Source organism: Pseudomonas sp. KCJK9000, assembly GCF_046230725.1.
GTDB classification, from domain to species: domain Bacteria; phylum Pseudomonadota; class Gammaproteobacteria; order Pseudomonadales; family Pseudomonadaceae; genus Aquipseudomonas; species Aquipseudomonas promysalinigenes.
Genome location: NZ_JBJJLN010000002.1, coordinates 14,284 through 26,593 on the forward strand (window position 1 = coordinate 14,284; position 12,310 = coordinate 26,593).

9 protein-coding genes are annotated in these 12,310 nt (G+C 61.6%); 6 read left to right on the plus strand and 3 right to left on the minus strand.

Annotated features, from left to right (window positions below; all coding sequences use genetic code 11):
• Positions 1-10: 10 nt before the first annotated feature.
• The 3 genes from ftsA (at position 11) to lpxC (ending at position 3,551) form a co-directional block, all read left to right on the plus strand.
• Positions 11-1,273 carry a cell division protein FtsA gene (gene ftsA, locus ACK59H_RS01330; protein ID WP_060479601.1) on the plus strand — a complete coding sequence of 421 codons (1,263 nt, stop codon included), beginning with the start codon at positions 11-13 and terminating at the stop codon, positions 1,271-1,273.
• A gap of 55 nt (positions 1,274-1,328) precedes the next feature.
• Positions 1,329-2,525 carry a cell division protein FtsZ gene (gene ftsZ, locus ACK59H_RS01335; RefSeq protein WP_060479602.1) on the plus strand — a complete coding sequence of 399 codons (1,197 nt, stop codon included), beginning with the start codon at positions 1,329-1,331 and terminating at the stop codon, positions 2,523-2,525.
• Positions 2,526-2,639: 114 nt separating this feature from the next.
• Complete coding sequence (lpxC, locus tag ACK59H_RS01340; protein WP_027917990.1) at positions 2,640-3,551, plus strand: UDP-3-O-acyl-N-acetylglucosamine deacetylase; 912 nt, start codon at positions 2,640-2,642, stop codon at positions 3,549-3,551.
• A 340-nt stretch (positions 3,552-3,891) separates the two neighbouring features.
• Here the strand turns inward: lpxC and ACK59H_RS01345 are convergent, their stop codons facing one another.
• Positions 3,892-4,347, minus strand: a complete 456-nt coding sequence (locus ACK59H_RS01345; protein WP_060478125.1) for a DUF721 domain-containing protein — start codon at positions 4,345-4,347, stop codon at positions 3,892-3,894.
• A 274-nt stretch (positions 4,348-4,621) separates the two neighbouring features.
• On the opposite strand from ACK59H_RS01345, the gene secA reads away from it, so the two are divergent.
• From secA to ACK59H_RS01360, 3 genes are all read left to right on the plus strand, one after another.
• On the plus strand, positions 4,622-7,357 hold the full coding sequence (gene secA, locus ACK59H_RS01350; RefSeq protein WP_060478123.1) for a preprotein translocase subunit SecA: 2,736 nt from the start codon (positions 4,622-4,624) through the stop codon (positions 7,355-7,357).
• Between the two features lie 86 nt (positions 7,358-7,443).
• Positions 7,444-8,661, plus strand: coding sequence for a bifunctional glutamate N-acetyltransferase/amino-acid acetyltransferase ArgJ (argJ, locus tag ACK59H_RS01355; protein ID WP_060478122.1), 1,218 nt, complete (start codon positions 7,444-7,446; stop codon positions 8,659-8,661).
• A gap of 72 nt (positions 8,662-8,733) precedes the next feature.
• The gene (locus tag ACK59H_RS01360) at positions 8,734-9,678 is read left to right on the plus strand and encodes a Nudix family hydrolase (protein ID WP_060478121.1); all 945 of its coding nucleotides are present in this window, start codon (positions 8,734-8,736) and stop codon (positions 9,676-9,678) included.
• A gap of 32 nt (positions 9,679-9,710) precedes the next feature.
• On the opposite strand, the gene ACK59H_RS01365 is transcribed toward ACK59H_RS01360, so the two are convergent.
• Complete coding sequence (locus tag ACK59H_RS01365; protein WP_060478120.1) at positions 9,711-10,277, minus strand: cob(I)yrinic acid a,c-diamide adenosyltransferase; 567 nt, start codon at positions 10,275-10,277, stop codon at positions 9,711-9,713.
• 1 nt (position 10,278) lies between these two features.
• Positions 10,279-12,309 (minus strand): ATP-binding protein, encoded by a 2,031-nt coding sequence (locus tag ACK59H_RS01370; RefSeq protein ID WP_060478119.1) that lies wholly within the window; start codon positions 12,307-12,309, stop codon positions 10,279-10,281.
• Position 12,310: the final 1 nt, after the last annotated feature.

The window sequence follows — 12,310 nt, forward strand, 5'->3', positions numbered from 1 at the left end:
AGGCAGGACCATGGCAAACGCGCATAGCGGCAAAATGATCGTCGGGCTGGACATCGGCACATCCAAAGTGGTGGCGCTGGTGGGTGAAGTGGGCGAAGACGGGACCTTGGAAATCGTGGGCATCGGCACCCACCCGTCCCGCGGCCTGAAGAAAGGCGTGGTGGTGAACATCGAGTCGACCGTGCAGTCGATCCAGCGCGCAGTGGAAGAGGCTCAGCTGATGGCAGGCTGCCGTATCCACTCGGCGTTCGTTGGCGTGGCGGGCAACCATATCCGTAGCCTGAACTCCCACGGCATTGTCGCCATCCGCGACCGCGAGGTCAGCGTGGCCGACCTCGAGCGCGTGCTCGACGCCGCCCAGGCCGTGGCGATTCCTGCCGACCAGCGCGTGCTGCACACCCTGCCGCAGGACTACGTGATCGACAACCAGGAAGGGGTCCGCGAACCACTGGGTATGTCTGGTGTTCGTCTGGAGGCCAAGGTTCATGTGGTCACCTGCGCAGTCAACGCAGCGCAGAACATCGAAAAGTGCGTGCGCCGTTGCGGCCTTGAAATCGACGACATCATTCTCGAGCAGCTGGCCTCGGCCTACTCGGTCCTGACCGATGACGAGAAAGAGTTGGGCGTGTGCCTGGTGGACATCGGCGGCGGCACCACCGATATCGCGATCTTCACCGAGGGTGCTATCCGCCATACGGCAGTCATTCCAATCGCTGGCGACCAGGTCACCAACGATATCGCCATGGCCCTGCGTACCCCTACCCAGTACGCAGAGGAAATCAAGATCCGTTACGCCTGTGCCCTGGCCAAACTGGCAGGTGCAGGCGAAACCATCAAAGTGCCTAGCGTTGGCGATCGTCCGCCCCGCGAGCTTTCGCGCCAGGCCTTGGCCGAGGTGGTGGAGCCACGTTACGACGAACTCTTCACGCTGATCCAAGCCGAGCTGCGCCGCAGCGGTTACGAGGACCTGGTGCCGGCCGGCATCGTCCTCACCGGTGGCACCGCGAAGATGGAAGGGGCCGTGGAACTGGCCGAGGAAATTTTCCATATGCCGGTGCGCCTGGGCGTACCGCACAGCGTTCGGGGGCTGAGCGACGTGGTGCGCAACCCGATCTATTCCACCGGCGTGGGCTTGCTCACCTATGGCCTGCTCAAGCAGTCCGAGGACCTGGTCCTGGCCGGTAACAGCAACAGCAGCAGCAACAGCTATGGCGATGAACCGAAGGCCCCAGTGCTTGAGCGCTTCAAGCGGTGGGTCCAGGGCAACTTCTAAGTTTCAAAGCAGTAGTGGTAGGCGCGACAACTAGAGAACTGTAAGGAGAGGGAAAATGTTCGAGCTCGTAGACAACGTCCCGCAAAGTCCGGTCATCAAGGTGATCGGCGTAGGTGGTGGTGGTGGTAACGCCGTTAACCACATGGTCAAGAGCAGCATCGAAGGCGTCGAGTTCATCTGCGCCAACACCGATGCTCAGGCGCTGAAAAACATCGGCGCACGCACCATTCTGCAACTGGGTACCGGCGTGACCAAAGGTCTGGGTGCCGGTGCCAATCCTGAGGTCGGCCGTCAGGCTGCACTCGAGGACCGTGAGCGCATTGCCGAGGTGCTGCAGGGCACCAACATGGTGTTCATCACCACCGGCATGGGTGGCGGTACCGGTACCGGTGCGGCGCCGATCATCGCTGAAGTGGCCAAGGAAATGGGCATTCTCACCGTTGCAGTGGTGACCCGTCCGTTCCCGTTCGAAGGTCGCAAACGTATGCAGATCGCCGATGAAGGCATCCGCATGCTGGCTGAGAGCGTCGACTCGCTCATCACCATCCCTAACGAGAAGCTGCTGACCATCCTGGGCAAGGACGCCAGCCTGCTGTCCGCCTTCGCCAAGGCCGACGATGTACTGGCCGGGGCCGTTCGCGGTATCTCCGACATCATCAAGCGCCCAGGCATGATCAACGTCGACTTTGCCGACGTACGCACCGTCATGGGTGAAATGGGCATGGCGATGATGGGTACTGGTTGCGCCAGCGGCCCGAACCGTGCTCGCGAAGCCACCGAAGCGGCCATTCGCAACCCGCTGCTCGAAGACGTCAACCTGCAGGGTGCCCGCGGCATTCTGGTGAACATCACCGCAGGCCCTGACCTTTCGCTGGGTGAGTACTCCGACGTCGGTAGCATCATCGAAGCCTTCGCCTCCGACCATGCCATGGTCAAAGTCGGCACCGTGATCGACCCTGATATGCGCGATGAGCTGCATGTCACCGTCGTCGCGACCGGCCTTGGCGCACGCATCGAAAAACCGGTGAAAGTGGTCGACAACACCCTGCAAACCGCTCAGCAAGCGTACGAAGCGTCCAACCCGGCGCCAGTGCGTCCAGAGCAACCAGCGGTGAACTACCGTGACCTGGAGCGCCCGACCGTGATGCGTAACCAGGCCCACGCAGGCGCTGCGGCGGCGGCTAAACTCAACCCTCAGGATGACCTGGACTACCTCGATATCCCAGCCTTCCTGCGTCGTCAGGCCGATTGATGGAATTTATCAGGGGTATAAGGGTGATTGGTGTTCAGCAAAGGCAGGGTCTGTTATCATCCCCAGCCTTTGTTGATACCTGTTCGCATTATTTGCGCTGAAGCGGCCAATGCCATGATTAGACAACGCACCCTGAAGAATACCATCCGTGCCACGGGCGTCGGCCTGCACTCCGGGGAGAAGGTCTACCTGACCCTCAAGCCTGCGCCTGTCGACACCGGCATCGTCTTCCGTCGCGCCGACCTCGACCCAGTTGTCGAGATCCCGGCGCGTGCGGCCAACGTCGGTGAGACCACCATGTCCACCACGCTGGTCAACGGTGACGTCAAGGTCGATACGGTCGAGCACCTGCTCTCCGCCATGGCGGGCCTGGGCATCGATAACGCCTACGTCGAGCTCTCCGCCTCGGAAGTACCGATCATGGATGGCAGCGCCGGTCCTTTCGTATTCCTGATTCAGTCTGCCGGCCTGGAAGAACAGGACGCAGCCAAGAAGTTCATCCGTATCCTGCGTGAAGTGACAGTGGTGGAGGGCGACAAGAGCGCCACCTTCCTGCCATTTGACGGGTTCAAGGTGAGCTTCGAGATCGACTTCGATCACCCGGTCCTCAAGGGCCAGACCCAGAGTGCGGTCGTCGACTTTTCCAGCACGTCGTTCGTGAAGGAAGTCAGCCGCGCCCGTACTTTCGGCTTCATGCGTGACATCGAGTACCTGCGCAAGCATAACCTTGCGCTCGGTGGCAGTGTCGAGAACGCCATCGTGGTCGACGAGACCGGTGTGCTCAACGAAGACGGCCTTCGTTCGGATGACGAATTCGTCAAGCACAAGATCCTCGACGCCATTGGCGACCTTTACCTGCTGGGCAACAGCCTGATCGGCGAGTTCAAGGGCTACAAGTCCGGCCACGCGCTGAACAACCAGCTGCTGCGTAAGCTCATCGAAGAAACCGATGCCTGGGAAGTGGTTACATTCGAAGATGCCAGTACGGCACCGATCTCCTACATGCGCCCTGTTGCGGCAGTGTAAGTTCGAACACTCTCTCTAGTGTCATCAAGGCCACCTTCGGGTGGCCTTTTTTATGGTGTTTGTCTGGGGGGTGGCGGGGTGCGGATATCGAGCGCCGCCCGCGCGGCGCATCGCGAGCTGCGCTCGCTCCTACGTTTGTTTCGGGCCAGTAACGCCTGTGGCAGGTGCGCGCGACCGCCTGGTTCATACGACGCGATACCGCGCCATGCACAAAGGCGTCCGCGCGCAAATCCCACAGGATCAATTGGCCCGAAACAAGCGTAGGAGCGAGCGCAGCTCGCGATGCGCCGCGCGGGCGGCGCTCGATATCTGCGCCAGCGCGATCCCAAGACAAGCGCCCCTAGCCCTTACCCTTCGCATGTGCCGCCAGCCGTTGCAGAGCAGCGCGCAACTTGGGGTCGGCGATGCCTGCAGCGGAATCGCGGATGCTCTCGGCGGCGCTGTTCGACAGCTCGATCGTGTTGCCGCCGCGCTTGGCAGGCACCAACGGTGGCTGAACCTTGTACAGGATGCGTTGCAAGTTGCCGAACGCTTCCAAGGTTTGTAACTGGCGCTGCAAGCGCTTCTGCTGGTAGCGCAGACGAGTCGCCCAATGGCCATCGGTCACCACCAGCAGCAGCGTGCCATCACGCCATGAGGCCACATGGCAATGCTCCCTTGCAGCCGGCTGCAACTGGCTTTCCAGCAAGCGCTGCAGGTGCTCCAAACGCTCAGCCTGGTTCAGCAACAGGCGTAACGGGCGGTTCTGACGTAGCAGGGCGGCAGGCGGCTGGGCGGGTGTGGGTTTGGAAGCCATGGTGGTTTGCATCAAGTTACAAGATCGCCAGTCTAACATCCCCGTGGTCGGTGCTGGCCTTATTGACACGTTTCATCAACCTGCGGGTTGAACTCAGGGAAAATGCCCCTATCTTAGAAAAGCCCCCGCCTAAGCGCTGTGCCAGCATCGTGGCAATCGACCACTTTCCTCACCATCGTTTCCGGGTAGAATGCTCGTTCGCATGCGGCCTCAGGGCTGCACGGGCGACTCATGGGGCCGCCCTCCATCCCTACGTGTGGAAGATCCTGCCGATATGTTTGCGCCTTTGTTAAAAAAACTTTTTGGAAGCAAGAACGAGCGTGAAGTCAAACGCATGCTCAAGACGGTAACGATCGTCAATGCCTTCGAAGAGAAAATGGTGGCCCTCTCCGACGAGCAGCTGCGCGCCAAGACCGCAGAGTTCAAGGAGCGCCTGGCCAAAGGCGAGACGCTGGACCAATTGCTGCCTGAAGCCTTCGCTGTCGCCCGTGAGGCTGGTAAGCGTGTGATGGGCATGCGCCACTTCGACGTGCAGCTGATCGGCGGCATGACCTTGCACGAGGGCATGATCGCAGAAATGCGTACCGGTGAAGGCAAGACCTTGGTCGGTACCTTGGCCGTTTACCTCAACGCCTTGTCTGGCAAGGGCGTGCACGTGGTCACTGTGAACGACTACCTGGCTCGCCGAGACGCCAACTGGATGCGCCCCCTGTACGAGTTCCTCGGTCTGTCCGTGGGCATCGTATCAGCCTTCCAGCCGCCTGAAGAAAAGCGCGCAGCCTACGCAGCCGACATCACCTACGGCACCAACAACGAATTCGGCTTCGACTACCTGCGCGACAACATGGCGTTCAGCCAGGAAGAGAAGTTCCAGCGTGACCTCAACTTCGCGGTCATCGACGAAGTCGACTCGATCCTCATCGACGAAGCGCGTACCCCGCTGATCATCTCCGGCCAGGCCGAAGACAGCTCCAAGCTGTATATCGAGATCAACCGCCTGATCCCGCGCCTGACCCAGCACATCGAAGAAGTCGAAGGCCAGGTCACCCAGGAAGGCCATTACACCATCGATGAGAAGAGCCGCCAGGTCGAACTCAACGAAGCCGGTCACCAGTACATCGAAGAGATGCTGACCCAGGCCGGCCTGCTGGCCGAGGGCGAAAGCCTCTACTCGGCCCACAACCTGGGCCTGCTGACCCATGTCTACGCCGGCCTGCGTGCGCACAAGCTGTTCCACCGCAACGTCGAGTACATCGTTCAAGACGGCCAGGTGCTGCTGATCGATGAACACACGGGTCGCACCATGCCGGGCCGTCGCTTGTCCGAGGGCCTGCACCAGGCCATCGAAGCGAAGGAAAACCTGAATATTCAGGCCGAAAGCCAGACCTTGGCTTCGACCACCTTCCAGAACTACTTCCGCCTGTACAGCAAGCTGTCCGGTATGACCGGTACCGCAGACACCGAGGCTTTCGAGTTCGCCCAGATCTACTCGCTCAACGTGATGGTCATTCCGCCGAACAAGCCGCTCGCGCGTAAGGACTTCAACGACCTGGTGTACCTGACCGCCGACGAGAAGTACGCCGCGATCATCGCTGACATCAAAGAGAGCATGACCCAGGGCCGTCCGATCCTGGTGGGTACTGCCACCATCGAAACGTCCGAGCACATGTCGAACCTGCTGAAGAAGGAAGGCATCGACCACAAGGTACTGAACGCCAAGTACCACGAGAAGGAAGCCGAGATCATCGCTCAAGCCGGTGCTCCGGGTGCGCTGACCATCGCTACCAACATGGCTGGCCGTGGTACCGACATTCTGCTGGGCGGTAACTGGGAAGCCGAAGTGGCTGCCCTGGATAACCCGACCCCCGAGCAGATTGCTCAGATCAAGGCCGACTGGCAGAAGCGTCACCAGCAGGTCATTCAAGCCGGTGGCCTGCATGTGATCGCCTCCGAGCGCCATGAGTCGCGCCGTATCGACAACCAGCTGCGGGGCCGTTCCGGCCGTCAGGGCGACCCGGGTTCCAGCCGCTTCTACCTGTCGCTGGAAGACAGCCTGATGCGCATCTTCGCCTCTGACCGGGTGAAGAACTTCATGAAGGCGCTGGGTATGCAGTCCGGCGAGGCCATCGAGCACCGCATGGTCACCAATGCCATCGAAAAAGCCCAGCGCAAGGTCGAGGGCCGCAACTTCGACATTCGCAAACAGCTGCTCGAATACGATGACGTGGCCAACGAACAGCGCAAGGTGATCTACCACATGCGCAACAGCCTGCTGGCGGCGGAAAACATCGGCGATACCATCGTCGAGTTCCGCAAGGAAGTCCTGGACGCCACCATCAGCCAGCATATCCCGCCGCAGTCGCTGCCTGAGCAGTGGGATGTAGCCGGCCTGGAAGCGTCGCTGGCCAGCGACTTCGCCATCAAACTGCCGATTCAGCAGTGGTTGGACGAGGACGATCGTCTTTACGAAGAAACCCTGCGCGATAAGCTGCTGCACGAAATCACCACGGCGTACACCGAGAAGGAAGACCAGGCCGGCCTCGATGCCCTGCGTACCTTCGAGAAGCAGATCCTGTTGCGTGTGCTCGACGATCTGTGGAAAGACCACCTGTCGACCATGGACCACCTGCGTCACGGTATTCACCTGCGTGGCTATGCCCAGAAGAACCCGAAGCAGGAATACAAGCGCGAGTCGTTTACCCTGTTCCAGGAACTGCTCGAGTCGATCAAGCGCGACACCATCCGTGTGCTTTCACATGTTCAGGTGCGCCGCGAAGACCCTGCCGAAGAAGAGGCACGTCTGCGTCGCGAAGCCGAAGAACTGGCCAGCCGCATGCAGTTCCAGCACGCCGAGGCACCTGGGCTTGAAAGCGAGCAGTTGGCCGAGGAGGGCGCCGAGGTTGCGGTCGCCGCTGCCCCGGTGCGTAACGACCTCAAGCTGGGCCGCAACGAGCCGTGCTGGTGTGGCTCGGGCAAGAAGTTCAAGCATTGCCATGGTCAGATCGAGTGACCTGACCTGATTGCTGTATCGTGACAACCTGGGGGCCGCATTGCGGCCCCCTTTTTCCATATTCACCGTTTTCTAGGAGCGCTCTAATGGCTGTTGGTCTTGGTCCCTTGCCCACCCTGCACCCGGTTCCGGGTTTTGAACTGGGCATCGCTTCTGCCGGCATCAAGCGCCCTGGGCGCAAGGATGTGGTGGTCATGCGCTGTGCCGAAGGCTCCAGCGTGGCTGGCGTGTTCACCCTCAACGCCTTCTGCGCCGCGCCGGTGATCCTGTCCAAGCAACGCGTACAAGGCACTGTGCGCTACCTGCTGACCAACACCGGCAATGCCAACGCCGGTACCGGCGCACCGGGCCTGGCAGCTGCCGAGCGTACCTGTGCCAAGCTGGCCGAGCTGGCTGGGGTCCCGGCCGAATCGGTATTGCCATTCTCCACCGGTGTAATCGGTGAGCCATTGCCGGTCGAGAAGATCGAAGGCGCACTGCAGGCGGCCCTGGACGATCTGTCGGAGAACAACTGGGCAGAAGCCGCTACCGGCATCATGACGACCGATACCCTGCCCAAAGGGGCCAGTCGCCAATTCCAGCACGAAGGCGTTACCGTCACCGTCACCGGTATCAGCAAAGGCGCTGGCATGATCCGTCCGAACATGGCCACCATGCTCGGCTACATCGCTACCGACGCCAAGGTCGCCCCGGCGGTGCTCAAGGATTTGATGCTCGATGGCGCCAACAAGTCGTTCAACCGCATCACCATCGATGGCGACACCTCGACCAACGATTGCTGCATGCTGATCGCCACCGGCAAGGCCAACCTGCCGGAAGTCACCGAGGCCAGTGGTGCGTTGTTCGAAGCGCTGAAAAAGGCCGTGTTCGAAGTGTGCATGGAAGTGGCCCAGGCCATCGTGCGTGATGGCGAAGGCGCCACCAAGTTCGTCACCGTGCAGGTCAACGGTGGTGGCAACCATCAGGAGTGCCTGGATGTCGGTTACGCGGTAGCGCATTCGCCGCTGATCAAGACCGCGCTGTTCGCCTCCGACCCTAACTGGGGCCGTATTCTGGCGGCGGTGGGCCGTGCTGGCGTGCCAGCGCTGGATGTCAGCCTGATCGACGTATACCTGGGCGAGGTGTGCATCGCCAGCCAAGGCGGTCGTAGCCCGAGCTACACCGAAGCGCAGGGCGCTGCTGTGATGGCCCAGGAAGAGATCACCATCCGTATCGAGTTGGGCCGCGGCCAGTGCAGCGAAACCATCTGGACGACCGACCTGTCCCACGAGTACGTGAAGATCAACGCCGAATACCGCACCTGATTCACCTGGGGTCGCGTGGCGGCCCTACCCCCAAGCAATCGAGCCGGCATGCTGGCTGGCGGAGTGTGAAGGTTGAAACGAATTCATGTAGTAGCCGCGGTGATTCGCGGCGGTGACGGCCGCATCCTGATTGCGCGCCGCGCCGATTCTCAGCACCAGGGAGGCCTTTGGGAGTTCCCTGGCGGCAAGGTGGAGCAGGGCGAAAGCGTAGAGGCGGCGTTGGCTCGTGAGCTGCGCGAAGAATTGGGCATCGAGGTTAGCCGCTCGCGCGCGTTGATCAAGGTCAGCCACGATTACCCGGACAAGCAGGTGCTGCTGGATGTCCGTGAGGTCGATGGGTTCACCGGTGAGCCCCACGGCGCTGAAGGCCAACCTGTGGCCTGGGTTGCGCCACGGGACCTTCCTCAATACGCGTTTCCCGAGGCCAACAAGCCGATCGTCGCCGCTGCGCGCTTACCGGACCAGTACCTGATTACCCCCGATGGCCTGGAGGTGCCGCAACTGCTCAAGGGTATCCAGAAGGCCGTGGCCAGTGGCATTGGCCTGATTCAGTTACGCGCGCCAGACATGTACGACCCCAAGTACCGTGATGTAGCCGTGGACGCGGTCGGCCTTTGCGCCGGCAAGGCGCAACTGATGCTCAAAGGCCCATTGGAGTGGCTCGGCGACTTTCCGTCAGCGGGCTGGCACCTGACTGCCGCGCAACTGCGCAAGTATGCAGCTAACGGTCGCCCGTTCCCCCAGGAGCGCTGGCTGGCCGCATCTTGCCACAGCGCCGAGGAGTTGGCCTTGGCTGCGCAGATGGGCGTGGATTTCGTTACGCTTTCACCGGTTCAGGCGACCCAGACTCATCCGCAGGCTGTGCCGCTGGGCTGGGATGAAGCACAGCGGTTGATTGCTGGCTTCAACCTGCCGGTTTACCTGCTGGGCGGCGTTGGTCCGGCGCAGCGAGACCAGGCGTGGGAGGTTGGCGCACAGGGTGTGGCGGGAGTCCGCGCCTTCTGGCCAGACGCTTGAGTATTCGGGGCCGCGCAGCGGCCCCAGTCATCTCAGCCTTGAGGCTTTGGTGCAGGCTGCCACAGGACTTCGGCAATGCCTTGGCGCCGCCCGATGATCCGTGCTGCCACGAACAGCAGATCGGACAGCCTGTTGATGTAAGCCAACCCAACCCCCTGCAATGGCTCCAGCGCATTCAATTGCTGGCAGCGCCGCTCCGCACTGCGCGCCAGGCTGCGGCACACGTGGGCCTGTGCCACCAGCGCCGAACCGCTGGGGAGTATGAAGTTCTTCAGGGGCCCCAACTCTTCGTTCCACACATCGATCGCCGCCTCCAGTCGTTCGACCTCAGCCTGGTCGAGGGCCTGATAGCTGGGCATCGCCAACTCGCCCCCCAGGTCGAACAGGCGGTGCTGGCAAGGCGCCAGGACAGCGCTGACTTCTTCAAGCCCATGCTCGGCAAGCCCGGCCAGTAATAGCCCAAGCTGGCTGTTGAGGCTGTCCACCTCACCAATCGCTTCGACCCTTGGGTGGTCCTTGGGTACGCGCCGGCCGTCACCCAGGCCGGTTTCGCCTTGGTCGCCAGTACGGGTATAGATCTTCGACAGGCGATAGCCCATGTCATGCCTCCGTGTTGTTCGGCGCCGCCGATGAGGGCTGGCAGAGGGGCAGGCGCAGGGTGAAACAGGTGCCCTGGCCGGGCGAGGAATGCACTTCCATCTGCCCCTTGTGGTTGTTGGTAATGATGAAATACGAAACCGATAGGCCAAGCCCGGTCCCCTGGCCGATTTCCTTGGTGGTGAAAAATGGCTCGAAGGTGCGTTTACGCACGGTTTCAGGCATGCCGACGCCGTTGTCCTCGACCTGAATCTCGGCCCAGGGTGGATTGAGCCGAGTACGCAAGGTGATACGCCCTGGCTCGCATGGCTGAGGGCGCTGATGGATTGCCTGGGCGGCGTTCTTGAGCAGGTTCAACAGCACCTGCTCCAGCTCGTTGGCCGTGCATGGCACCGGGCCCAGATTGGGGTCGAACTGGCGGACGATGGCCTGGCCCTTGAAATCGAAGCCAATGGTCAGGTCGAAGTCGTTGCTGGCGATTTCCACTGCCTGGTCGATCAGCGCGGGTAGCTCGCATGGCACCAGTTGGCGGTTGCTGCGGCGGCTGAAACTGAGCATGTGAGTCACGATCTTCGCCGCGCGCGCCCCGGCCTGTTGGATGCCGTCTAGCAGTTGCGGCACTTCGCGGTGCTCCAGGTAGCGGTTGACGCTCGGCAAATCGATGCCCAGCTCGCTGGCCTGCTCTTGGTTGCGCGGCAGCTCGGGTGACAGGCGCCGGCGAATGTTTTGCACGTTGTGCAGGATGGCGCCGAGCGGGTTGTTGATTTCGTGAGCCATACCGGCGGCCAGGCCGCCGACCGAAAGCATTTTTTCCGACTGGACCATCATCTCTTCCAGCGACAGGCGCTGGGTGATGTCGTCGATGCGGATAACCACGCCACGGCCGCCGCCGCCCATCAGCGGGTAGAAGGTCAAGGCGTAGTGGCGCAGGTCGTCGTCCTTGGGCCAAGTGACCCGCTCGATCTTCGCCACCCGGTGCTTCTCGACGCTTTCCTTGAGCTGGGGCAGGAACGGCTTGAGCGGTTCGAACGCGATGAAGATCGGCTGGTTCAGCGCCTGGTCCAGGGGAGTGCCGGAAAGCACCGTGGCTTCGTGGTTCCATTGGGTGACGTAGAGCTGTTCGTCGAGCGCGATCAGGGCCGAAGGCATGGAGTCGATGATGCTGTTGAGGTAGTTCTGAAACCCCGTGAGCTTCTTCTCGATCTTGCTGCGTACCTGAACTTCCAGCTCCAGCTTGCGGTTGGTATGGCGCGTTTCCTCGGCCAGGCCCTGGGCCTGATCATAGGCGGTCTGGAACTCGTCGCGGGTGCGCTTGAGCTGCTGCTCGCGTGCTTCGATGCGTGAGAGCATGGTGTTGAACGCATCGGCCAGGCTGCCGATTTCATCGTCATTGCCGCGCTTGGCACGCAGGGCATAGCTTTCCTCGCGGGTGACCTGGCGGCTGAGTTCCTCGAGTTGGTTGATCGGCTGGGTGATCAGCCGTTTTATCTGCCGGGCAATGACCAGCCACAGCAAAATGCTGAACACCAGTATCGCAAGGCTCGCGCTGAGGGTGCCGGTGTAGAACGCGGTGGGCAGTTCACTGCTGGCGACCAGCAACAGGTGTGCCGGTGGGCTGGCATCGCGCGGGATGCGGATCAACTGGGTGCTGCGAAACTCCATCAGGCGCCAACCGTCGATGTTGCGGTAGCGCTTGGGCAGGACCATAGGCTCGCCGTGCTGCAGCTGCGCCAGCATCTTGCCATCGCCGCCGTAAAGGGCGGCGGCGCGAAGCGGGGTATAGCTGTCCAGCTCTTTGAGCAAAGCAGTGGCGGTTTCGCTCGAGTCGGCAGCGCGGGCAGAGAGCTGCGGGTTGGCGACCAGCTTGCCGATGGTCTGCAACGCCTGCGGCGCCATGCTGTCCTGGGTGATCCAGTACGCGGCGCTGATGAAGGCCAGATTGGCCACCAGCAGGATAGTCACCAGCAGTACCAGTAGGGCCGCCAGCAGTTTTTGCCCGACCGGGAGGTTTTCCAGGCGTTGGCGCAGGCTCATG